The sequence below is a fragment of the Phaeobacter sp. BS52 genome (assembly GCF_045040595.1).
Lineage (GTDB): Bacteria > Pseudomonadota > Alphaproteobacteria > Rhodobacterales > Rhodobacteraceae > Phaeobacter > Phaeobacter piscinae.
In genome coordinates, this window is the sequence record NZ_CP090665.1 from 19325 (window position 1) to 43458 (window position 24134).

Here is a 24134-nt window from a genome sequence, read left to right on the forward strand (position 1 = left end):
CCCTCGTTCTGATCCGCAGAAGGTTTTCCGCGGAGGCGTCTCAGAAGATTGGATTACTGCTCATAATCGGGCAGCTGCTCCAGCTCTTCCTTGCTCATCGAAACATAGGCGCGCAGGTCGTCACCATCATCGGCGCGCAGAATGTCCATCTTGCTCAGCTCCAGCTCAACCGGTTTTTCACCCAGCCCCAGGAAGCCGCCAATGTCAGCCACGATCGACTTCACCTTGCCATCGCTGGTCAGATTGATCTGCGACACCTCGCCGATCCACTCATCCTTGCTGTCATAGAGCGGCGCACCGGTCAGCTGCTCGCTGGTCAGATCAGTCATGGATGCCGCCACAAAACCATCACGGGTGAACGGATCCTTGGCCGCGTCGACTGCATTTTCAGCTGTCTGCTCAGCATCCGTGGCCAAGGCGTCGGCATCATCCTTGATCTCGCCTGCGGCCGCCGCTGTTTCCTGCTTCATCTCCTCGACATCCGCGCTCACCTGGCGGGTCCAGTCGTAGGTCGGTGCTTCTTTCAGCGCCTCGGTAGAGGCATTCATCACCAGGAAGAAGTCACTCAGATCTTCGGCGGTGGAGCTGTCGGCGACAAATTTCACCGATTTCATATCCACGGCGACCTGATTTTCGCCCATCCCGAGGAAGCCGCCGATATCAACCAGAACGGAGTCCACGGTGCCGTCGCGGTTCAGCACCACATCGTTGATTTCGCCGATGTCATCCCAGTCTTTCTGCACACCGGCATATTCGGTTGCATCCTGACCGTTCTCGGCACGGTAGACGCGCATACCGATGAATTCGGAGGCATGAATGGCCATCGGATCAGCCTCAGCGCGGAACATCTCGCCATGGCCGTCAGCCAGAACGGCGGTCGCAGGAGTCAGGGCAATTGCGGTAGAGAGAAGCAGATTTTTCATTATTTTCATCCTCTTGTGCTGTCAGCGTAATGCTTGCAGTTACTGGTGGGATAACTCGACCAGCGTCATAATGGTTCCCGGCGTGCTGATTTTTTTTGATCGGGACCAGGGCGGCTGATGCGCCTGCCGTGGATCCGCAAGAAAATGGCGCGCGGCTGTTCTGCCGCTGGGTTCTGTTTGTTTTTCAGTGGAGATCTGGACCGGCGCGCCCCCCGTGTGGCGCGGGCGGGCATTGGTCAATCGGGGCGGGCATGGTCTGGGCCTGATGGGGCACGATATACTTATACGTGTGTCCCCGCATCCGCAGCCCACGACCTGACCCGCCCGCAGCTGTTAGCCCAGCTGATCCTCGATCAGGGCCAGCAGCGCCTCCACCTGATCGGGGTCAAGGCTGCGCCCTTTGAGATCAATCCGCACCGCCGTGGGGGCCACTTCAGCCGACAGATCACCACCCGACGGCAGCTTTCGCGCTGCCAGACGGGTGACTTGACGCGGGCGTCCGCCACGGGGCTTGACCTCAGGTGTCGGCCCCGCATCTGCCAGGACCGCCTCCAGCAACCGCCACTCGGCCCGCTCATCCGCCGGATCCGCCCCCGCCAGAGCAGAGCGCAAGGCCCCCTGCCCGCCCGACCGCAGCGCCGCCGCCAGTTTCAGCCCGGCCTTCTCCGATAGCGCATTGGGATAGCGCAACAGATCGCCCAGCCCCTCATGCACGGCGGCAAAGCTGCGCACCTTGGAGCGTTTCGCCTTGGAGGCCGCGGCAAACAGCGCGTCCACTGCCGCCTCGACCGAGGCAAACACCCCCTGCCCTGCCACCAGCACCGCGATGCGCCCGCGTTCATAGGGCGTCAGATTGGCGCGCAGCTCGTTTTCTTCGATCATCGCCACATAGGCGCCAGCACTGTCAGCCCCGCGCCGCAGGAAGGCCGGGATCGCGGCAAAGCCGTCCTCGCTCCGGTTCAGCCGCGCATAGGCCTCCAGACGGCGGAAGCCGGAGACCAGACCGTAGCCCTCCTCCAGCGCGATCACCTCAACCGGGCTGCGCAAACCATGGGTGCGGATCGACGCGGTCAGCTCGTCCAGCTCCTCATCGTCCATCTGCATCCGATCCCGGCGCAGATAGTCACGGTCAATCTCCGCCAGCGGGATGCGCAACACGGTTTCGCCCGCATCCTCGGCGGCGCGCCAGCGTTCGGCGTCCGCCTTGTCGCGGGCCATTTCCACCCGGTCCGCCACCGATGCCATGCCGTGCAACTGCGCCGCCTCAGCCGAGACTTTGGCGATGGGGGGCGCGCTGGCCGCGACACCACCGGGCGCCGGATCAAAAGGATTGATGCCGGGTTTCGTCGCGAAACCCTCTTCGATGGCTTCGATCTCGGAGGCGTCGGGGGCGCTCAGCCGTCTGCGTTTTGCCATGTTACTCCGCCTCTTCCATCTGGGTGTCGCGCCACCAGCTGCCGATGAGCAGCTCTTTGAATTCCGCATAGGTCCGATCAAAGGTTTCGCGACCGCGGACATAGGTATCGCGGTTGAAGTCGCGATAGTCTGCTTCGTAGATCCCATTCACCTGTTCTCCCGCCTGCCCAACAAGGGCGGTGACATCCTGACGGTAGGCGTTCATGAAATCTCCGAAATAGGCCTGGATCACATTCGCCATATCCGTCTGCTGACTGGCGTCAAAGCGCGTGATCAGCGCCCTTACTACATCCCATTCAAATTTAATTTCCGGCAAACCAGCCGCGCGCTGTGCCATATTCTCCCCCTCCTCGATGGAGGCAAAGGTGGAATAGAGCATATCGAAAAACCGCCCGGTGGAGTCAAACTCCAGAAACGACGCCCCCAGCGGCACCAGCAGAATATCCGCCGCCGCCAGCGCGTTGATGGTCAGATAACCAAGCGCCGGGGGCGTGTCGAGAAAGACGATATCGTAGTCATCCAGAATGCCCTCCTGCTCCAAAAAGTTGCTCAGCGCATCCCACAGCGGCCAGCTGCGCAGGCCCATCCGCCAGACCGGGATCTGAAATTCCGCCCAGTACAGATTGAGCTGCGCACCAATCAGATCAATGTTGGACCAATGGGTTTTCTGAATGACGTTTCGCGACGAAACCCGCAGCGCCTCATTCAATGTCTCATCCAGCGGCAGTTCCGGCTCCCCGGCGGCGGCGCGCACGGCGTTTTCCGCCACCACCGATTTGGCATAGTCCTTGGCGATCAGCGGAAAGACGGTGGACCATTCATCCTCCACCGTGCCGCCGAGGATGGAGGTCATCGAGCCTTGGGAATCCAGATCAATCACCAGCACCTTGTAACCATCCAGCGCGGCGGACATCGCCAGATGCGCGGCGGTGGAGGTTTTGCCAACGCCGCCTTTGAAGTTGGCGACTGCCGTTACCTTGGCAGGCACACCTTTGGGGCGGTAGGGCAGGTATTCCTTGGTTGAGATCCCTTCGGAGGCGAAATGCTGTCGCAGCGCCAGAACCTCCTCCAGCGTGAACCATTTGGAACCGCCTTCGCCCTCGCCCTGCGGCAGGTCGGGATTGTTCTTCAACACCCGGCGCAGATGCTGTGGCGCCACCGGGATCAGATAGCGGGTGATCTCCCAGGTGGAAAATTTGCGCAGCCGCTTTTCGCCATCGGGGGCATAGCCGCGCCGGGCCAGATCTTCGCGGCCCTTGCTGCACATGGCAGCCGCCTTGGCAAAACGGGTGGTCTGGATCGGATCCGGCAGCTTGGCGGCGGCCTGTTCCGGGTCCAGATTGAAATAGGGAGGCAAGGTGGGAGAGGTCATGAAGCTGCTCGATCTCTGTGCATAATTTATGCTGGGTCTATGCGCGTGTTTTCTGTTTTCGCTTATATGCCAGAGAATAGGGAACATCTCCGGTGCTGCATAGGTGGTATGGACCCATCGCGGGGATTTTTCCGGGTGCCTTATCCGCGCAAAGGGAGGTTTCGCCGCGAAACGTTCCTGTTTTCCCTCAAAAACTCAAAAATAGATCACAGCTAAACGTTTATTTTTTTTAGAATCTTTAGAGTCTTTGGTATGGATTACTTACCTGATTACAGTCACTTACCCCAGTTTGGGGGCCCGGATTCGGGTTCAAGGGCACCCAGATGCAGGATCAAAGGGACCCATCAGCAGGATAAAAGGGGCCTGAACGCGGGGCAAAAGGCGCCGATTCTCAGGATGGTGATCTTTGTCGATTGGGCCCGTCCTGCCGCGCAAACCACCCTGATGACGCCCCATGATAGACCGCCATAGGGCCGTGATACAGAGCCTGATGCGCTATTTTTGACACTGATCGGGCAAAATATGTGGTGCGCACTGGGCGCGCGCTCTGTGCCTCTGCGGCGCAACACCCGGCGGAATCATGCGATGCTGGGCCGGTGCCACGATTCGCAAGATGGGCACCTCAATCAGCGGGCGTCCCGTGAACGGGTACCTTTTAGACGACACCTGCCACAGGGGCCAGCTTAGTGGGGGCGCTGAGGCCGGGCTAGGCTGCCCGCAAAAGGAACCCATGCGCGGTTGTCGCATGGGTTCCTTTTGTGGCAGGGTATGGCGCAAAAGAGAGCGATGATGACAGGCAGTGATTCCATGGCAGAGCCCAGCTTTGACGAAGAGCGGCTGACCGGCGCGTTGACCCGCGAAACGGTGAAGAAAAACGTGGCTGCAATCCATATCAGTGGCAAGCTGACACTGCTGCAGCGCAAGCTGTCAAATGTGCTGCTGCTCAACGCCTATGACACGCTGACCTCCGCGCGCAGCCATACCATCGACGCGCGCACTTTGGCGATGATGGTGGGGTATAACTCCAACGATATCGACAGCCTGCGCGCCAGCCTGCGGGCACTGGCGGAGACCGTCGCGGAATGGGATATGCTGGATGAGCAGGGCCATCAGGAATGGGGCGTCTCTTCGCTGCTCAGCTTTGCCAAGCTGAAAAACGGTGTCTGCGAATACGCCTATTCGCCGGAGCTGGCCAAGAAACTGCATGACCCGAAAATCTTTGCCTTGATCAACGTCAAGATTCAGCGCAATTTCAGTTCCGGCCACGGGCTGGCGCTCTATGAGAATTGCTACCGGTTTGTGCGCACTGGCTCCACCGGCTGGTGGGGGCTGGATATCTTTCGCAAGCTGATGGGGGTGGATGGCTCCGCCTATTATGAGAGTTTCAAACATCTCAATGCCAAGATCATTAAACCGGCGGTGGCCGAGGTCAATAAATCCTCCGACATCATTATCGAACCGCAGACCCGCAAGAAGGGCCGCGCGGTCAGCGAAATCCGCTTTCTGATCCGCGAAAACCCGCAGATGGCGATGTTCCAGATCGACGACAGCGAGGGGCTGCGCCAGCAACCGGTTTATAAGGCACTGCGCGGGCAGGGGGTCTCTGACCGGCTGGCGCGGCAATGGATCACCGAACACGGGGCCGACTATGTGCAGCAGAAGCTGGACTATGTGGCGGGGCAGGGGGCGGTGAAATCACCGCTGGGCTATCTGCGCGCCGCGATTGACGGCGATTATAGCCTGTCGCCGGAGGGCGCAGTGACGCCGCCGGTTTCAGCCGAGGAAGAGGCCCGCATTCGTGAGGCACAGGCGCGCCGCGACGCCGACGCCGCAGCCGAGGCCGCCGCCTTTGACGCGCGCGCCGCCGCCCGCCGTGATCGCGCCCGGCATCTGGATATCGTCGAAACATTGGTTTCGCGGCGAAACCCGACCCAGCGCGATGCCGACAAGCGGTTGTTCCTGTCGGGGCTGGACAGCGATCTGGACCGCGAGCATTTCCGCCAGCACGGCTGGCGTTCGGCGCTGAATGCCGGGGCGATCATCGCCTTCTGGCAGGAGCTGGAACCGGAGGCATTTGACGGCTAGACCGGCGGTGGCGGTTGCATTGACCTGCGCAGCCCGCGCCTTAGGTCGTGCACGGCGGCAGCGGGCAGCCATCGCCCACCGCGTTCAGGAACAAGGGCCGCAGGACGATGACCTCTTCACCAGATGAGACCAAGTCAGATTACATCGGGCCAGATGAAATCCAGCCCGTGACCAAGCAACTCGCCACCGCAGAGGCCCGTGCGGTGGCCGTGCCCAGTGGGCGTGTTTCCCGGTTGGCGCGGATGGGCGGGTTGGCCGCGCAAGTTGCGGGCAGCGCCATGGTTGGCGGGGTGCAGGCGCTGTCGCAGGGGCAACGCCCACAGCTGCGCGATCTGCTGCTGACACCTGCCAACGCCCGCCGTCTGACGGCGGAACTGGCGCGGATGCGCGGCGCGGCGATGAAACTGGGTCAGCTTATGTCGATGGAGAGCGGGGCGCTGCTGCCGCAGGAGCTGTCGCAGATCCTGTCCCGGCTGCGGGCGGAGGCAGATTTCATGCCGCCAAAACAGCTGCGTCAGGTGTTGGATGCGGCCTGGGGTGAGGGCTGGCGGCGTCAGTTCTCGCGGTTCGATGTGCGCCCGATGGCGGCAGCCTCGATCGGGCAGGTCCACCGCGCGCAGCTGCGCGACGGACGCGAGATGGCGATCAAGGTGCAATACCCCGGTGTTGCGCGCAGCATCGACAGTGATGTCGCCAATCTCGGCAGTTTGCTGCGGGCCTCACGGCTGTTGCCACGGGGATTTGACATCGCCCCCTATCTTGAGGAAGCGCGGCGGCAGCTGCATGAGGAGGTCGATTACGACCGTGAAGGGCGCTATCTGGCAGACTTCGCCGCGCAGCTGAAGGATCAGCCTCAGTTTCAGGTGCCGGAGTTCTATCCCGACTGGTCCACCAACGCGGTTCTGGCCATGTCCTATGCCAGCGGGCGCCCGGTGGAAGACGCGCAGACCGCCCCGCAGGAGATGCGCGATCGGTTGATGCGGGATCTGATGGCGCTGATGCTGCGGGAGCTGTTTGAGTTTGGCCTGATGCAGAGCGATCCGAACTTCGCCAACTATCTCTTTGATGCGGAGACGGGTCGCATCGTCCTGCTGGATTTCGGCGCCACGCGCCCGCTCGCGCCGCAGGTGGTGGCGCAATACCGTGCGCTGTTGCGCGCCGGGATGCGTAGCGATGCGGCGGCGCTGACCGCAGCCGCTGCGGATCTGGGGCTGGTCACACCGGATGGGATGGCGGATGAAGGGGCGATGCGCGCGGACCATCAGCGGCGCGTATTGGCGATGATCACGCAGGTGTTTGACGTGCTGCGCACGGCTGAGAGTTATGATTTCGCCGATCCCAGCCTGTTGCAGCAAATGCAGGCGGAAGGCATGGCCCTGGCGGAAGAGGGCATGGTGCCCCCGGCGGTGCCGATGGATGTGCTATTCATCCAGCGCAAGCTGGCGGGAATGGTGTTGCTGGCGGGCCGACTTGGCGCGCGGGTCCCGGTGCGGGCGCTGCTGTCCCCCTATCTGGAGGACGGCTGACAGGGCCAATCAGGCCAGCACCCGGATATAGCCCGCCAGCCCGGTTTTCTGATGTTCGATCACATGGCAATGGAACGCCCAGTCGCCGGGATTGTCAGCGACCAGCGCGACCTCAATGATTTCGTCCTTCAGCAGCAGCGCGGTGTCGGTCCAGTTCGACGGCAGCGTCCGCTTGTTGGAGCGCAGCGGGCGGAACACCAGACCATGCAGGTGGATCGGATGGGCGTTCGGGCTTTCATTGCGCAGTCGCAGAATGACGCTTTCGCCGCGATTGAACACCGCCAGCGGGCTCGGCACCGGGGGTCTCCGGATTGGCGGCATCGCCGGGCCAGGGTTTGCGGTTGATCGACCAGAACGTATAGCCCAGCGAACCGCAGTAGCCGTTTTGCGGTGCGCCGCCTTCGGGCGTCCAGCCAAAGACCAGATCCTCAACCCGTGCATTGGCGAGATCAGGTTCCGGCACATCATTGGCGGGCAGGGCGGGCAGCTCAGCCAGATCGCGACCAAGGTTTGTCCCGGTGGCGCGGATCCGGGCGAGCCGTCGCGGCCCGCCGGGAAAGGCGGTCATGACGTCGACATAGGCGCCCTCAATGCGGGGCATCTGCAGCGCGATATCCAGACGTTGGCCGGGTGACAGCAGGGCAGGGGCCTGATCCGTGGGCCAGTCAATGACCTCGCGCAGCGGGTGACCATCAGCGGCGATCACCTGACCGTTGGCGCCTGTCACATAGGGTTTGTAAATCCGCGCCGTATCGGTGGCCGCCAGTCGCAGCCGCAGCAACCCGCCGGTGGGCGCCTCATAGATCGGATCACTGTCCCAATTGGCGGTGATCACGGTTCCAAAGGTGCCGGAGCGCGCCGCCCCCCGCGCGGTCCAGAGTTTCAGCCAGTCGCCGTTGGGACGCAGGCGGAAATCCCGCAGGTTCAGGGCGACATCGGCGTCAAATCCGGGGTCTTCCGCCTCTTCCACCACCAGCACGCCGGTCAGCCCCATGGCCATCTGATCCATGGTCATGCAGTGCGGATGATACCAATAGGTGCCCGCGTCCATCGGGGTGAAGTGATAGTCAAAGCTCTCTCCCGGGCCGATGGGAAACTGGGTCAGATAAGGCACCCCGTCCATCGCATTGTCGAGCCGGATGCCATGCCAGTGCATCGCCGTGTAATCGGGCAGCGTATTGGTGACCCGCGCGGCAAAGGGCTGGCATTGTTTGAGGCGAAGGACCGGCGGCGGGCCATCAGGGCGGGTGGAGATCAGCCCCTCCGTCGGGGCGTCGGCAATGGTGTAGCGGGCCTGTTGGATATGTATGGGTAGGGGGGCAGTCGTGGGGTTGGTGCTGGCACGCGCCTTTGCCTGGGCCGAGGCGGTGATCTGCGCCCCAGCGAGGCCAAGCGGGGCCAGCACTCCGGCGGCGGTGCCCAGTTGCAGGGCGCGGCGACGGTTGAGGCGCGGGGAACGACGGGCTGAGGTCATGAGATCACCGGGTGTTGCTCGGGTGTTGGCGGGGCAGGGGATTGGCTGCCGTGGCTGTCGGGCGCAGGCTAGCGGCTTTGCCCGGCGGGGGTAAGATCCGGCGCGCAGGCTGCGACGGAATACCCCGGTTTCTAAGGGGCCACGAGCGATCCGCGGGCGGTGCGCAGAACCGCCCCGATTTTGCGGAACAGATCGGCGCGCACGCTGGTCGGCCGCCAGGCCAGGGTGACCCGGCGCGGGCAGGCATCGGCCAGCGGCGTCATCACCACATCCTGACCTGCTGCCACCCCGGCATCAATGGCCAGATCGGGCAGGAGGGTGATCCCCAGCCCCTCGCTCACCATCGAAATCAGGGTGGAGAGCGAGGTGGCGGCAAAGCTCTCATCCTGTTGAATATCCCGTTCGGGAAAGGCGCTTAGCGCGTGGCGGTGCAGGCAATGCCCCTGCTCCAGCAGCATCAGCTGGCGCCCGTCCAGATCCGCGCCGCGAATGGTGGCGCCGGGGATCTGTGGTGGTGCGGGATCGGTTGGCGGGGCCGCCAGATGGTAGCCATCGTCAAACAGATGCAGCGTGTCCAGCCCGGCGGGCGCATAGGGTTCGGCATAGATCGCCAGATCCAGCCGCCCGCTTTGGACCCCCTCCAGCAGTTGGCCGGTCATTTCCTCGCGCAGATAGAGTTGCAGATCGGGAAAGCTGGATTTCAGCGCGGGCATGGCGCGCGGGATCAGGAAGGGGCCGATTGTGGGGATGGCCCCCATGCGCAGGGTGCCGCCCTCCGGGCTGGCCTGGGCGGCGGCCAGTTCCTCAATCTCGCGACTGTCCTGCAACAGCTTGCGGGCGCGTTCGGCGATCTGGGCGCCAACCGGCGTCAGGATGACCGAGCGTTTGGTGCGCTCTGCCAAGGTGACGCCCAGTCGCTCCTCCAGCTCCCGCAGACCAACGCTGAGGGTGGGCTGGCTGACATAGCATCTCTCCGCTGCGCGGGAGAAATTCAGCTCATCCGCAACGGCCACAAGGAAGCGCAGCTGCCGTAATGTGAGGCTGGTGTTATAGGGTGCGTCTATCATGGGGCGGTTTTTAATCCGTTTTTACGGGGGCGGGCAAGCGGTGCCCATGTAGGGTGCCACCCCGGCTGAGGTGGCATGTGTCAGGATGATCCGCAGCAGCGGGGGGACGAGACCTGTGATAGCTATTTTCTATATAAGAAATCTTGATTTATCATTTCTGATAATCACACCCCCCTGCTAGCCTTTGCTTGAGAGATCCGGTCCCAGCGCTCTGCAAGGGGGACCACCGGCTCATCATGACCCAAGACCCAGGAGAGACAACATGCAGCAAGGTGACGGACACACAGGCGGAAAATGCCCGGTTCTGCACGGAAGCAACACAAACACCAGCGCCGGTGTGGCGGATTGGTGGCCCAATGCGCTGAACCTCGACATTCTGCACCAACATGACCGGATGACCGATCCGATGGCAGAGGGGTTTGATTACCGCGAGGCGGTGAAATCGCTGGATGTTGAGGCGCTTAAGGCCGATTTGACCGCATTGATGACCGACAGCCAGAGCTGGTGGCCTGCGGATTGGGGCACCTATGCCGGCCTGATGGTGCGGATGGCCTGGCATTCGGCTAAGCACCTATCGCGCGGCGGACGGCCGGGGTGGGGCGACCACCGGCAACCAGCGCTTTGCACCGCTGAATTCCTGGCCTGATAACGTCAACCTCGACAAGGCGCGCCGCCTGTTGTGGCCGATCAAGCAGAAATACGGCAACGCGCTGTCCTGGGCTGACCTGATCGCGCTGGCGGGCAATATTGCCTATGAATCCGTTGGCCTGCCAACCTATGGGTTCTCCTTTGGTCGCGAGGATATCTGGTCGCCGGAGAAGGACGTCTATTGGGGCGCGGAAAAGGAATGGCTGGCTGCCGGGCGGTATGAGGACGGCGCGGATCGTGACTCGCTCGCCAATCCGTTGGCCGCCGTGCAGATGGGCCTGATCTATGTGAACCCGGAAGGGGTCGGTGGGGAACCGGATCCGCTGCGCACGGCGCAGGATGTGCGGATCACCTTCGAACGCATGGCGATGAACGACGAGGAAACCGTCGCGTTGACCGCGCGGCGGTCACACCATCGGCAAGGCGCATGGCAATGGCCGCGCCGACGCGATCGGTGCTGATCCCGAAGGCGGCGGTCTGGCCGAACAGGGGCTTGGCTGGAGCAACAGCAACGGCACCGGCCATGGGCGTGACACCATGTCCAGCGGTATCGAAGGGGCCTGGACCACCAATCCGACCAAATGGGACAACGGCTATTTCTACCTGCTGTTCACCTATGACTGGGAGCTGAAGAAAAGCCCGGCGGGTGCCTGGCAGTGGGAGCCGGTGAACATCAAGGAAGAGGACAAGCCGGTTGATGTGGAGGATCCCTCGATCCGTCTCAACCCGATCATGACCGATGCGGATATGGCGATGATCAAGGATCCGGAGTATCGCAAGATCTCTGAACGGTTCTACAAGGATCCGGCCTATTTCGCCGATGTGTTCGCCCGCGCCTGGTTCAAGCTGCTGCACCGCGATATGGGCCCGCGCGAGCGTTACATCGGCCCGGAATCACCGCAGGAGGATCTGATCTGGCAGGACAATGTGCCTGCGGGCAGCACAGCCTATGATGTGGCCGCGACCAAGCAGCTGCTGCGCGATTGTGGTCTGCCGCAGGCTGAGATGATCGCGACCGCCTGGGACAGTGCGCGCACCTTCCGTGGCTCGGATCTGCGCGGTGGTGCCAATGGCGCGCGCATTCGCCTGGCGCCGCAGAAGGACTGGGTCGGCAATGAACCGGCGCGTCTGGAGCGGGTGCTGAAAACCTATGAGGTGATTGCCGAGCAGACCGGCGCCAGCCTTGCCGATGTGATCGTGCTGGGCGGGGGCGTCGCAATTGAGGCCGCTGCGGAGGCTGCCGGTTTCGCCGCTGAGGTGCCCTTTGCCCCCGGTCGTGGCGATGCCAGCGCCGAGGCGACGGATGCCGCCTCCTTTGCGGTGCTGGAGCCGGTGCATGATGCCTTCCGCAACTGGTTGCAGGGTGATGTCGCCGCCTCAGCGGTGGAGATGATGCTGGACCGGGCCCATTTGATGGGGCTGACGGCGCAGGAGATGACCGTTCTGATCGGCGGTCTGCGGATGCTGGGCGTCAACCATGGCGGCAGCAAGCACGGGGTTTTCACCAACCGCGAAGGCGCGCTGAGCACCGATTTCTTCGTCAACCTGCTGGACATGGGCAATGTCTGGCGCGCGGCGGGCGATGAGGTTTATGAGGTGGCCGACCGGCAGAGCGGCGATGTCAAATGGACCGCCACCAATGTAGATCTGGTGTTCGGCTCCAACTCCATCCTGCGCGCCTATGCCGAGGTCTACGCCCAGGACGACAACCGCGAGAAATTCGTCGAAGATTTCATCGCCGCCTGGACCAAGGTGATGACCGCCGACCGCTTCGATCTGCACTGATCGCCGCAGACACAACGCAACCCCGTCCGGCAGTTGATGCTGGGCGGGGTTTTTTGTTCCGGGAGAAAAAGCACCGGCGCCGAGAATAAACTGAGACCCTGACGCGTAACCCTTAGGTGAGCGGCCCGGCATGGGCAGCCCGGTCAAACCTGAGGAGTAGCTTGAGATGAAATTATTTGCTGTTGTTGCCGCCGGACTTAGTCTGACGGCCTGTGATGATGCCTATGCGGCGGGCCATTCCGCTGAGCCGCTGCTCGCGGAAAACGGGATGTCGCTCTATACTTTCGACAAGGACAAGAAGAATACATCCGTCTGCTATGACACCTGCGCGGTGAAATGGCCGCCTTATCTGGTGGGGCAGAGCACTGGTGCAAAGGATGGGCTGACAAAGATCAAGCGCAAAGATGGCGCGATGCAATGGGCCAAGGATGGCGCGCCGCTATATTTCTGGCAGGGCGACAAGGCGCCGGGTGATACCAGCGGCGATGGTGTCGGCGGTGTCTGGCATCTGGCCCACTGAGGCCATGAAAACAACGGGTGCGGCGAAAACCGTCGCCGGACCTGCGGCAGCCCCTTATGATCGACGCGAAGTCGCGTCGTAGCGTGATTTCCTCGTTTCTGTTCGATAGCCAGGCCCAGATGTCCCCTGACGAATTCAAATCCGAAATGATTGGCCTACTGCCCCGGCTGCGGCGCTTTGCGCTGAGCCTGACACGCTCGGGTGCGGATGCGGATGACCTGCTGCAGGAAGCCTGCGCACTGGCCTTGCAGAAATGGCAGCAATACGATCCTGCGCAACCGCTGGATCGCTGGATGTTTCGGGTGTTGCGCAATCTTTGGATCAGCGAGATCCGCAAGCGTCGGGTGCGACAGGGGGCCGGTGTGGTTCCGGTGGAAGAGGCCAGGGAACTGGCCGTTTCAGGGGCGTCCGTTGCAGATGTTGCCGAGACCACTCTGACGGCGCGACAGGTGCAGAGCCGCATCGCCGATATGGACCCGGCGCTGGCGCAGCCTTTGCTGCTGGTCTGTGCCGAAGGCTACAGTTACCGAGAGGTGTCGGAGCTGCTGGATGTGCCCATCGGAACGGTGATGAGCCGGATCCACCGCGCCCGCAAACTGTTGATTTCCAGCTTGTCTCATCAAGAGGTTGCCGAGCTATGACGGATCTATCGGAAAAACTCAGCGCCTATCTGGACGGGGAGCTGTCGGCGGAGGCCGCCGCAGAGATTGAGGCGCTCTTGGCGCAGGACGCGGCTGTGCAGGCTGAATTTGACGCGTTGCTGGAGGCCGATGTGCTGGCGCAAAGCGGATTTGAGGCGGCTTTGCGTGATCCGGTGCCCCTGTCATTGGCGCAGTCCATCCGCGCCACGCCCTTGCCTATGCCTCAGGAACCTCTGCCGCGGGCAGGGGCGGATGACAGGGATGCGGCTTTGGCATCGGGCTGGCGATACGCCTTGCCGCTCCGGTCCGGTCTTGCGGCTGGATTGGCTGTTTTTGTTCTTGGCGGGATCGGGGGCTACTGGTTGAAGGACATCGCCGCACCTGTGGTGATGACACCCACGCAGTCGGCTGCGGCAGGTTGGCTGTCGGATATTGCTGATTATCATGCGATCTACGCGCAGGAGACGCGGCATCTGGTGGAGGTGCCCGCCGCTGAGGCAGATCATCTGCGACGCTGGTTGACCAAGACGGTTGAGGTCACCTTTGCCATACCGGATCTGTCAGCTTTTGGACTGACCTTTGAAGGCGGTCGCTTGCTTGTGGCCAATGGTGCCCCGGTCGGGCAGCTGATGTATCGGGGGGCCGATGGGGCTGTCATTGCGCTGTGCCTACAGGCGGGCGACACCCCCCAGGGTGAGGCCTTTGCCGCCCGGACCCTGCGCGGGTTTGATTTCATCAGTTGGAATGGTGAGGGCGGCAAGTTTGTTCTGATCGGTCCAGAGGGCCAACCCGGTCTGGCGGACATCGCGAAGGCGGCGGCGCAGGGGGTTGCGATCTGATGACGCGCGATCCGCGTGGTCTTTCCCAGCATAGACGTCACGCCTGAGGCGTCGGATCGGCGCCGTCACCGCCGTCCAAAAGCGGGGTCAGTACCGGGGCAGGGGCGGCGATCAGGTCACTGAGATGGTAGGTCATCAACACATCGGTAAACGCTTGCGCTGCCTCGCACAGGATCCCCTTCAGACGGCAGTTTCCGACCAGAAGGCAGCTGCTGCAATCGACGATCTCCATCGGTTCGTTCATGGCTTGAACAACGTCCCCGACGCGAATCTCCGACGGCTTCCGACCGATTTGGACCCCGCCGGAGCGGCCGCGAATGCTATGGACATAGCCGTGACGGACCAGCTCGCTGATGATCTTCATGACCGAGCTGGCAGGCAGCTGGTGCATGCGGCTCAATGTCTCAATTTCAAACTGCTGATCGGGCCGTGTAGCCAATAAAATAAGGAGCCTGAGGGCATAGTCTGTTTTCAGATTGAGCTTCATTTTCGGCTCCGGATGGCGGGGTCTGCGGGGGTTTAATATTCATTCTGGTTGAATGTTTGTATAGCACAAATATACATTCACTTCAGATGAATGTTTTAAGGCCGCCCGGACGTCCCGGATTTGGCAAATGCAGAGAAGGATCAGACCAATGGCACAGCCCCTGTCAGAGCAGAGCAAGGCGATTGTGACCGCAACCGTTCCCGCACTGGAGGCCCACGGCGGCGCCATCGTGGCGGAGATGTATACCCGCCTGATGGCGGATGAGGACATCCGGGCGCTGTTCAACCAGTCGCACCAGCAGGGTGACTCCAGCCAGCATGCGGCGCTGGCCAACGCGATCCTGGGCTATGCCCGCAATATCGACAATCTGGGCGCGCTGAGCAGCGTGGTGGAGCGGATTGTCAACAAACATGTCAGCCTGCAGATCAAGCCTGAACACTACACCCATGTGGCCACCGCACTGCTGGGCGCAATCGAGGCGGTGCTGGGGCAGGCGGCAAGCCCAGAGGTGCTGGAGGCTTGGGGCGAGGCCTATTGGTTCCTGGCAAACCTGCTGATCGAGGCAGAGCGCAAGATGTATGATGATATTGCCAATGCCGAAGGCGGTTGGAACGGCTGGCGCGAATTTGCGATCACCGGGATTGTGCGCGAAAGCGCCTCGGTCAAATCTTTCGTGTTGCGCCCGGTGGATGGCGGGCCGGTTCTGCGGCATCAACCGGGACAGTATCTGGCCTTTGATTTTGATCACCCGGACACTGGCAAGGCGCGGCGCAACTATTCGATCTCCTGTGCGCCCAATGGCGAATACTACCGGATCTCCGTCAAGCGAGAGCCGGGTGGCGTGATCAGTGGCTGGCTGCATGAGGTGGCGACTGAGGGTACGGTGCTGCGGGTGGCCGCCCCGGCGGGGGATTTTGTGCTGAAGGACCGACCAGAGGGCGAAGTGGTGTTGCTGTCTGCCGGTGTCGGGCTGACGCCGATGGTCGCCATGCTGGAAACACTGGCGGCCAATGATCGCAGCGCCACCTACCTGCATGCGGCGGTGGATGGTGACAATCTGGCGATGGAGGGGCTCAGCAAATCCTTGGCCAAGCGCAGTGTGATCTTCCTTGAAACGCCGAGTGACGCAGACCGTGCGGCGGCGCGCTATGATGTCGAGGGGCGGATCACCCCGGACTGGCTGGCGGCCAATACCAATACGGCGATGTCCGATTACTACATCTGCGGTCCCAAAGGCTTTATGGCGATGGCCATCGCAGGGCTGCGGGCGGCGCATGTCGATATGGATCGGATCCATTTTGAGTTTTTCGGCCCAGCCGAGGATCTGGGCGTCGCCTAAGGACACCGATGGCCGTGGCGGGGAACCGCTGCGGCCATTTTCCCTGCAGGTTCTTCATCGCAGGAGCAGACAGCCGTATCAGTCCAGTCGCAGACGAAGGGTGGCATAGGCCAACAACAAGAGGCAGCAGCCAGCGGCGATCAGGAATGGCATCCGCAGGGCAAGGTCGCGGCCCAGATCGGTTTCCAGCACCGCCACCACGGTGCCGCCTACCAACGCGCCCAGGGGCATCGACCCCCAGCCAAAGCAGCGGTAGATGCTGTTGACCCGGCCCAGCAGCTCGGAGGGGATGCGCCGCTGCCGCCAGGACACCGTGATCACATTCCAGACCATGGCCGCCGCCATCACACCAAACATCGCCAGCGCCATGACAACACCACTGCTGCTGATCCCGATCAGCGCATAGCCGACCGCCCAGCCTGCAATCGACAGATACAGACAGGGCTGCACCCCGATCAGACGGCTGAGGCGCGGTGCTATCAGGCTGCCGGTCACGGCCCCCAGAGCGGCCACCGACAGGACAAACCCGTATTCCGTCGCGCTGAGGCCGAGCACCTCCTGCGCAAAGAGCACCTGAACGGTGATGGTTGCAGTGGCGAGGAAATTGGCGATGCCCAGCACGATCGCCAGACGCAACAGCAGGGTGTCGCTGCGCATGAAGCGGATGCCCTGCATCAGCGCCTTGCGAAACCCTTGCTGTACGGGGGCACGGGGTGACCGGCTGATCAGCCAGACAAAGCCCGCCGCCAGCACCAGTGCCACCACATCAAGCCCGAAGGGGATGGCAATGCCGGCTGCAATCAGCAGACCTGCCAGAGGCGGGCCGATGAACTGGCCGGTCAGTTGCTCGGCGGTCCACATCTGGCCATTCGCGGCCTCAAGATCGGTGGCGGCAACAATATCGGGGAGAATTGTCTGGGCGGCATTGTCGCGGATCACCTCCGCCGCCCCCAAGACAAAGGCCAGCCCGGCCAGCGCCCAGATTGCCCCCGGCACCGGCTCGCTGAGGGCCAGCATCAGGATCGCCAGCACAATCACCGCGCGCAACAGATCGGCGCGGGCGATCAGCTTGCGCCGGTCGGTCATATCCGCAATCACCCCGGCAGGCAGCGCAAAGAACAACCACGGCAGGCGCCCGGCGGCGGCCACAGCGGCAATGGCCACCGGATCGCGGGTCATCAGCGTGGCCAGCCAGGGCAGCGCCAACAGGATAAACCCATCCCCCAGATTGGTCAGCGCCCCGGCCGTGAACAACAGGCGATAATTGCGATTTCTGAGCAGAAGAGGGGCGGCCATCGGTGCCTCCGGTTGTGTAGTTGACCTGATGCTAGCGCCTGCGTGTTGGGCTGTCACGGGGCAGCGCCACATGACCAGCTTTGGCGGCCCGGCTAGGTCACAGGATGATCCGGCTGCTTGAGGCGCCCGACCGGCTGGCAATGGCAGAGCAACGGTGGTGATGCGCACCATGATCAGCCGCACAAGCACACCGAGCAGGGTTACCCTGTGGGTAATACAAAGTCCGAACAGTATCACCTCAATCGCGGCGTTGTCCTGCTGAAATTCTCTGATTGCGCCGAAAAACTCAGGCCGCTGGGTGCATCTCAAACTCTGCGGTCAGATCTCGTCCAGCGGCAGCGCCTATGTCTGTGAGACGAGCAACGGAGACACGGATCCCGTCAGTCGGTGGACATAGGCGCTGTCGCACTATTTTTACATAATCCACATTACAGTATGATGCTGCATCATGGGCCCTCTGCCGTCATGCGGGGCGGGCCACCAGTTTCAGTTCCAGAAATTCCTTAATCCCGAATCTGCCGCCCTCGCGGCCGATGCCGGATTTCTTGGTGCCGCCGAAGGGGCTGCCGGGGGCGAGGTCGGCGCCGTTGACGAAGACCATGCCGCAGTCCAGCCGCCGGATCACCGCGGACTGGATGGCGGGGTTGTTGGAATAGACATAGCTAAGCCAGCCCGAATTCACTGTCATTGGCCATCGCGATGGCGTCGTTGAGGTCCTCAAACGGTTGCAGCACGATCACCGGGCCAAAGATCTCCTGCTGCACAACCTCGGCCTTGCGCGCCACATCCGCAAGGATTGTGGGTTTGACGAAATAGCCGGTCTCCTTGTCGTCGGGGCGCCCCGCCCCACCGCAAAGCACCGTGGCCCCGGCGGCAATCGCGCTGTGCAACAGCGTTTGGATATGGTCGAACTGCTCGGCCATTGGCGACCGGCCCGAGGTGATCGCCGGGCCGGGCGGGATCACCCAGCGTCCAGATGGCGGCGGCGCGCTGCGCGGCCTCTTTGGCGGCGGGATAGGCGCTGGCCTCAATCAGGATGCGGGTTGGCGCGTTGCAGTTCTGCCCGGAGTTGGGAAAGGTCTTGGCCAGGATTTTCTCCATTGCCTGATCCAGATCGGCATCCTCGAATACCAGGCAGGGGGATTTGCCGCCCATTTCCAGCGCGCATCGGGCCCCACGGCGGACCGCGCTGGCGCCGATCTCAAGCCCGGCGCGGGTGGAGCCGGTGAAGGACATCACCGCCACATCGGGATGATCGGTGAGCTGCGCCCCGACCGAGGCCCCATCGCCGTTGAGCAGGTTGAAGGCACCGGGCGGCAGATCGGCGGCGTCGAGAATTTCGGCAAAGATGCGGGCGTTGAGCGGTGTATGCTCGCTGGGTTTCAGCACGACAGGACAGCCCGCTGCGAGGGCTGCAAAAACCTTGAGGCTGATCTGGTGGATCGGCCAGTTCCACGGGGTGATCAGCCCGGCAACCCCGGTGGGCTGGCGGATCAGGTGGTCGCCGTTTTGCAGGGTCTCCGCAAAGTCAAATCCGCGCAGAGCCTCGAGGGTGGCATCCAGCTGAATGAGGAAGGTTTTGGCCTGCGCAGTGCGGGACAGATCAATCGGCGCCCCCATCTCCAGAGAGATCGCCCGCGCCAGATCCTCCCGGCGGCTGTCGAAACCGGCTCTGATCCGTTCCAACAGGGCAATGCGATTATCCTTGCTGCCCAGTGCTTCCGCCAGATGGGCGCGCTTCGCCGCTGCCACGGCGGCCTCCACATCCGCAGGACCGGCGTGATGCAACATGGCCACCGGGGTCTCGGTGGCGGGGTTGATGACAGGGCTGCGCCGGGTGCCGGTTACGGGCGTCCAGCGGCCATCAATGTAGCTGTGGGTCAGGTCGGTGGGAGCAAAATTCATTGAAAAAGCCTCGGGTTGAATCGAATGATGTGATGACATGGCGCCGGGCGCGCACAGGCGCGGGATCCAAGGAGATGTCCCCCCTTGGATGGCGGTTTTTCAGGTTGGTCGGATCAGGCGAGCCGTGGGGATTTTCGGGGGATCCAGGCCCCCCCGTCGGCAGAGGAGGTCTGCGCCGCAGAGATGAACCACATCCCGTCCAACCCTGCCTGAAGACCGGGCAGCATCGGATTGTCGGTGCCGGTCTCGATCACCTCAGCGATATCGGTGTAAAGCGTTGCAAAGCCTTCCAGATATCCCTCCGGGTGACCGGGCGGAACGCGGGTCCAGTCCGGACCAACACCAGCGCCGCCGCGGGTCAGGATCTGTTTGGGTTCCCCAAAGCGGGTGAAGCGCATCTGATTGGGGTCCTGATGCTCCCACTCCAGCCCGCCCTTGTCGCCATAGATGCGCAGGCGCAGGTCGTTTTCACAGCCGACCGCGATCTGGCTGGCCCAGAGCATACCGCGCGCGCCCTCAGCATAGCGCAACAGGATATGGGCGTTGTCATCAACCTGACGTCCGGGTCCGAAACTGTGCAGCTCAGCCGAGAGCGCCTGTGGCGCCAGACCGCTGACAAAACAAGCAAGATTGAAGGCATGGGTGCCGATATCGCCAATCGCCCCGGCGCCGGATTGTGCAGGATCGGTGCGCCAGGCGGCCTGTTTGTGACCCTCCTGTTCGATCACGTCGGTCAGCCAGTCCTGCGCATATTCCGCCTGCACCAGCCGGATCCGCCCCAGATCGCCGCGCGCAACCATGGCACGCGCCTGCCGCAGCAGCGGATAGCCGGTGTAGTTATGGGTCAGAAAAAACCGCGCGCGGCTGGTTGCGGCGGCCTGTTTCATCGCCTCGGCCTCCGTCGCGCTGGCGGCAAGGGGTTTGTCGCAGATCACATGAATGCCTGCATTGAGAAAGGCGATGCTGGGCCCGGCGTGCAGATGGTTGGGCGTGACGATTGCCACCGCGTCAATGCCATCCTCGCGGGCGGCCTCGGCTCGGGCCATCTCCTCAAAGCTGGCATAGCTGCGATCCGGGGCAATCCCCAGCTCGGCGGCGCTGGCAGCGGCGCGCGCGGGATCAGAGGACAGCGCCCCGGCGACCAGTTGAAAGCGGTCGTCCATCCGCGCCGCGATTCGGTGCACCGCCCCGATGAAGGCCCCCTGGCCACCCCCGACCATGCCCAGTTTGAGGCGTGTCTTACGCTCTGTCGTCATAGTCCCAGCATCTCCCGGATTGTGTCAGTGTCGCGCTCGCCCCCGGCAAAATCGTCAAAGGCCTTATCGGTGACCTCGATCAGGTGGCGTTTGATGAAGGGCGCGCCCTCGGCGGCGCCCTGTGCGGGTGATTTGAGGCAACATTCCCATTCCAGCACCGCCCAGCTGTCATAGCCATATTGGGTCAGCTTGGAAAAAATCGCTGAAAAATCAACCTGCCCGTCGCCCAGTGATCGGAAGCGACCGGCGCGGTTGGTCCAGTTCTGATAGCCGGAATAGACCCCCTGCCTCCCGTCGGGATTGAACTCTGCGTCCTTCACATGAAAGGCGTTGATCCGGTCATGATAGAGGTCGATGAAGGCGAGGTAATCCAGCTGCTGCAACAGGAAATGGCTGGGATCGTAGTTGATCATCGCCGCCGCGTGCCCACCGCAGGCGTCCACAAACATTTCAAACGTCGCCCCGTCAAAGACATCCTCGCCGGGGTGGAGTTCAAAGCCGATATCCTGCCCGCAGTCGGCATAGTGGTTGAGGATCGGCGTCCAGCGCCAGCCCAGCTCGGCGAAGGTCTCCTCAATCAGCCCTTCCGGGCGCTGCGGCCAGGGATAGAGATAGGGAAAGGCGAGCGCGCCGGTAAAGCTGACCGTATGCGTCAGCCCCAGCCGCTGGCTGGCGGTGGCGGCCTTGTGCATCTGATCCACCGCCCAGGCCTGCCGCTTGGCGGGATTGCCGCGGCAATGGTCCGGGGCAAAAGCATCCAGCGCGAGATCATAGGCCGGGTTCACCGCCACCAGCTGGCCCTGAAGATGCGTCGACAGTTCGGTGATCTCCACGCCCGCATCGGCGCAGATGCCCGTCACCTCGTCGCAGTAGGCCTGGCTTTCGGCGGCGCGGTCCAGATCAAAGAGGCGGCTGTCGAAAGTCGGGATCTGCACCCCCCGATAGCCAAGGCTGCAGCGGCCCATTTTGTGATCGTCTCCAGTGAATTGAACGGCGCCTCATCCCCGGCGAATTGCGCCAGGAACAGGGCCGGGCCTTTGATCTGCGTGGTCACGTCTGCTCTCCCTCGGGTCTGGGTTATTCCCAGGTGACAAATTCGGTTGGTACTTCCAGAAACTGCTGTGGTGGCAACTCCGGCGATTTGATCGCCTGAAGGGCCGCCTTGGCGAGGAAGACGCCGGTGGCTTCGATATCTTCCTGCACGACAATGATTTCGGGGCGCACGAATTTCAGCATATGCAGCCCCTCCTTGGCGACCACGTCGAACTCCTGCCCGACGGTGCAGCCGCAGCTTTCCATGCCCGCAACCACGGACATGGTGGCGTTGGTCGAGGCGCAGAGAAAGCCGTCGATTGTTGGATCTTCGCGGTGTTTCTGCGCCGCCCAGTTGCGCAGATCCTTATAGAGACCGTTGCTCTGGACCTGACGGGCCACGTGCAGCTGGATCCCCAGCGCCTTGGCGGCGTGGCGGGCGCCGTTCACCATATCGTTGGCATAGTTCTGCGCCAGAGGCGGCGCCAGCAGCACGATATTCCTGCGCCCCCGCGCCGCCAGTTCGGCAAGCGACAATTCGGAAAAGGCGAAATTGTCGAAGTCATAATAGGGGTGCTGATCGGCCCATTTCGTGCGTCCGTGGGTGGCAAATGGGAACTTCCGCTCAATCAGATATTCCGCGCGCTTATCCTCCGGTTCGACCTGATTGAAGATCACGCAATCGGCGGTCTGATTCTCCACGATGTAGCGCACTGCGCGCAGCGGATCGTCGTCGGGAAACACCGGCGAGACATTGAGGTGATACTGGGTTTCGCGCAACGCCAGCCCCAGCGAGGTCAGCAACCGGGCGGTCTGGGTCATCATCTCGCGTTCTGCCGACATCACCAGACTGATGACATTGGTGCGCCCGGTGCGCAGCCGCACGCCGGCGCGGTTTGGCACATAGCCAAGCGCATCGGCGATTTCGCGCACCTTCTTCTTGGTCGCCTCGCTGATATCGGGCGCATCGGACAGCGCCCGCGAGACCGTGGGCACGGCCATGCCGCTGGCCTTGGCGATGGTTTTAAGCGTCGGCTTCTTGCCATCGCGGGGCAGACCGTCGCTTGGGGGGGTAGATTTGGCCATTGGCGCCTCGCATTGCTCATATCGGGGTTTGGGATCCCTATCAGATCCGCGACCCCACGTCCTGTTCTTCGTGTTGCAGAAAACATCTTGCGAGGTCAATCTAAATCGTTATAAGTCGATCTATAACGATTTAGTCAGGGAGGATAAATCGTGAAATTGACATCTATGCTGATGACGACAGCCTTTAGTGTTAGCGCCACCATCGCGCACTCCGCCGATCTGGAGGTGACCCATTGGTGGACCTCAGGCGGGGAGGCTGCGGCGGTTACGAAATTTGCCGATGCGGTCAATGATCAGACCGCACATAACTGGGTTGATGGTGCCATCGCCGGGTCTGGTACCACTGCGCGTCCGATCATTATCAGCCGTATTCTGGGCGGTGACCCGATGGCGGCAACGCAGCTCACCCATGGTCGTCAGGCCGAGGAGCTGATCGAGGCGGGGCTGATGACCGACCTCACCGAACTGGCGGAAAAGGAAGGCTGGCGCGATATCGTCAACCCGCCGTCGCTGCTGGACAGCTGCACCTACGAGGGGCGCATCTACTGTGTGCCGGTCAATATCCATTCCACGCAGTGGCTCTGGCTCAGCCATGACGCCTTTGACAAGGCGGGGATGAGCGTGCCGCAGGATTGGTATGAATTTGTCGCCGCCGCGCCAAAGCTGGCCGAGGCGGGCATCGTGCCCTTGGCGATGGGGCAGCAGGGCTGGCAGCAGCGGATCGCCTTTGGCGCGCTGACTGTCGGGCTGGTCGATCAGGACAGCTGGCGCAAGGTCTCGCTGGAACGCAACGCCGAGGTCGCTGCCGGGCCGCAATATGCCAAGGTTTTCGATGCGGTGGTCGACGCCCGTGAACTGGCGCGTAACAGCAATGTGCAGGACTGGAACCTGGCCACCAATATGGTCATCACCGGCAAGGCTGAGCGGGCAGATCATGGGCGATTGGGCGCAGGGGGAATTCACCCTTGCCGAACAGGTGGCCGGACAGGATTACAGCTGCCTGCCCGGCATGGGGCTGAACCAGATCATCGACACCAGCGGTGATGCGTTTTATTTCCCGGTGATTGAGGATGCGGGGGTTAAACAGGCGCAGATGGACATGGCGTCGGTGCTGATCTCCAAGGAGGTTCAGGTCGATTTCAACCTGACCAAGGGCTCCCTGCCGGTGCGCGGAGATGTCGATCTGTCAGCAGCCAATGACTGCATGAAGAAAGGCCTCGCGATTCTGGCGGATGGCAATGTGCTGCCCAGCATGGATCAGGCGTTTTCCGCCGATACCCAGGCGCAGATTCAGGATCTGATGGCAGAATTCTGGGCCTCTGACATGGCGGCGGCGGATGCGCAGGCGCGCTATGCCGAGATTATCGCGGACGCTGACTGAGCCGCATTTCAGCCGGGGCGCGCCGTAATTTGCGCCCCGGTTGGCGTTGCCGCCTG

16 protein-coding genes and 5 pseudogenes are annotated in these 24134 nt (G+C 62.4%); 8 read left to right on the forward strand and 13 right to left on the reverse strand.

The genetic code is table 11. The annotated features are described in order from the left end of the window. Positions 1-53: 53 nt before the first annotated feature. The 3 genes from L0Z65_RS18825 to L0Z65_RS18835 form a co-directional block, all read right to left on the reverse strand. The gene (locus L0Z65_RS18825) at positions 54-923 is read right to left on the reverse strand and encodes a PRC-barrel domain-containing protein (protein ID WP_405112860.1); all 870 of its coding nucleotides are present in this window, start codon (positions 921-923) and stop codon (positions 54-56) included. A 333-nt stretch (positions 924-1256) separates the two neighbouring features. Beyond that, positions 1257-2339: a ParB/RepB/Spo0J family partition protein gene (locus tag L0Z65_RS18830; RefSeq protein ID WP_392342006.1), complete on the reverse strand. Its 1083-nt coding sequence runs from the start codon at positions 2337-2339 to the stop codon at positions 1257-1259. 1 nt (position 2340) lies between these two features. Then, on the reverse strand, positions 2341-3711 hold the full coding sequence (locus L0Z65_RS18835) for an AAA family ATPase (protein WP_096870108.1): 1371 nt from the start codon (positions 3709-3711) through the stop codon (positions 2341-2343). A gap of 807 nt (positions 3712-4518) precedes the next feature. Here L0Z65_RS18835 and L0Z65_RS18840 point away from each other — a divergent pair. Both L0Z65_RS18840 and L0Z65_RS18845 read left to right on the forward strand, forming a co-directional pair. Beyond that, positions 4519-5796, forward strand: a complete 1278-nt coding sequence (locus L0Z65_RS18840; RefSeq protein WP_096870147.1) for a replication initiation protein — start codon at positions 4519-4521, stop codon at positions 5794-5796. 107 nt (positions 5797-5903) lie between these two features. Then, positions 5904-7322 carry an ABC1 kinase family protein gene (locus tag L0Z65_RS18845; RefSeq protein WP_392342010.1) on the forward strand — a complete coding sequence of 473 codons (1419 nt, stop codon included), beginning with the start codon at positions 5904-5906 and terminating at the stop codon, positions 7320-7322. A 9-nt stretch (positions 7323-7331) separates the two neighbouring features. On the opposite strand, the pseudogene L0Z65_RS18850 reads toward L0Z65_RS18845, so the two are convergent. Together L0Z65_RS18850 and L0Z65_RS18855 are read right to left on the reverse strand one after the other, a co-directional pair. Beyond that, positions 7332-8796 (reverse strand): annotated as a pseudogene (locus tag L0Z65_RS18850) (multicopper oxidase family protein). Between the two features lie 131 nt (positions 8797-8927). Beyond that, positions 8928-9863, reverse strand: a complete 936-nt coding sequence (locus L0Z65_RS18855) for a hydrogen peroxide-inducible genes activator (RefSeq protein WP_040182148.1) — start codon at positions 9861-9863, stop codon at positions 8928-8930. Between the two features lie 262 nt (positions 9864-10125). On the opposite strand from L0Z65_RS18855, the pseudogene katG reads away from it, so the two are divergent. From katG to L0Z65_RS18875, 4 genes and pseudogenes are all read left to right on the forward strand, one after another. Next, a pseudogene (gene katG, locus L0Z65_RS18860) lies at positions 10126-12296 on the forward strand (catalase/peroxidase HPI). Positions 12297-12462: 166 nt separating this feature from the next. Beyond that, positions 12463-12816, forward strand: coding sequence for a hypothetical protein (locus tag L0Z65_RS18865; protein ID WP_392342012.1), 354 nt, complete (start codon positions 12463-12465; stop codon positions 12814-12816). Positions 12817-12872: 56 nt separating this feature from the next. Next, entirely contained in the window at positions 12873-13457 is a 585-nt protein-coding gene (locus L0Z65_RS18870; RefSeq protein ID WP_392342013.1) for an RNA polymerase sigma factor, read from the forward strand. Next, positions 13454-14296, forward strand: coding sequence for a zf-HC2 domain-containing protein (locus L0Z65_RS18875; protein ID WP_392342015.1), 843 nt, complete (start codon positions 13454-13456; stop codon positions 14294-14296). Before L0Z65_RS18870 ends, L0Z65_RS18875 begins: the two co-directional genes overlap by 4 nt. Positions 14297-14333: 37 nt before the next feature. Here the strand turns inward: L0Z65_RS18875 and L0Z65_RS18880 are convergent, their stop codons facing one another. Then, positions 14334-14783: an RrF2 family transcriptional regulator gene (locus tag L0Z65_RS18880; protein WP_392342016.1), complete on the reverse strand. Its 450-nt coding sequence runs from the start codon at positions 14781-14783 to the stop codon at positions 14334-14336. 148 nt (positions 14784-14931) lie between these two features. Here L0Z65_RS18880 and hmpA point away from each other — a divergent pair, with 148 nt between their 5' ends. Then, the gene (hmpA, locus tag L0Z65_RS18885) at positions 14932-16122 is read left to right on the forward strand and encodes an NO-inducible flavohemoprotein (protein ID WP_096873561.1); all 1191 of its coding nucleotides are present in this window, start codon (positions 14932-14934) and stop codon (positions 16120-16122) included. Between the two features lie 78 nt (positions 16123-16200). Here hmpA and L0Z65_RS18890 read toward each other — a convergent pair whose 3' ends face one another. From L0Z65_RS18890 to L0Z65_RS18920, 7 genes and pseudogenes are all read right to left on the reverse strand, one after another. Continuing rightward, the gene (locus tag L0Z65_RS18890) at positions 16201-17418 is read right to left on the reverse strand and encodes an MFS transporter (protein WP_392341939.1); all 1218 of its coding nucleotides are present in this window, start codon (positions 17416-17418) and stop codon (positions 16201-16203) included. A 463-nt stretch (positions 17419-17881) separates the two neighbouring features. Further along, positions 17882-18106, reverse strand: coding sequence for an aldehyde dehydrogenase family protein (locus L0Z65_RS18895; protein WP_392341941.1), 225 nt, complete (start codon positions 18104-18106; stop codon positions 17882-17884). Further along, complete coding sequence (locus L0Z65_RS18900) at positions 18081-18341, reverse strand: aldehyde dehydrogenase family protein (protein WP_392341943.1); 261 nt, start codon at positions 18339-18341, stop codon at positions 18081-18083. Before L0Z65_RS18900 ends, L0Z65_RS18895 begins: the two co-directional genes overlap by 26 nt. 22 nt (positions 18342-18363) lie before the next feature. Continuing rightward, positions 18364-19362 (reverse strand): annotated as a pseudogene (locus L0Z65_RS18905) (aldehyde dehydrogenase family protein); the annotation flags it as partial. A 74-nt stretch (positions 19363-19436) separates the two neighbouring features. Next, positions 19437-20579, reverse strand: coding sequence for a Gfo/Idh/MocA family protein (locus tag L0Z65_RS18910; protein ID WP_392341945.1), 1143 nt, complete (start codon positions 20577-20579; stop codon positions 19437-19439). Then, positions 20576-21633 (reverse strand): annotated as a pseudogene (locus L0Z65_RS18915) (sugar phosphate isomerase/epimerase family protein). Before L0Z65_RS18915 ends, L0Z65_RS18910 begins: the two are co-directional and overlap by 4 nt. A 23-nt stretch (positions 21634-21656) precedes the next feature. Continuing rightward, the gene (locus L0Z65_RS18920) at positions 21657-22697 is read right to left on the reverse strand and encodes a LacI family transcriptional regulator (RefSeq protein WP_096790608.1); all 1041 of its coding nucleotides are present in this window, start codon (positions 22695-22697) and stop codon (positions 21657-21659) included. Positions 22698-22868: 171 nt separating this feature from the next. Here L0Z65_RS18920 and L0Z65_RS18925 point away from each other — a divergent pair. After that, a pseudogene (locus L0Z65_RS18925) lies at positions 22869-24078 on the forward strand (ABC transporter substrate-binding protein). Positions 24079-24134 lie beyond the last annotated feature (56 nt).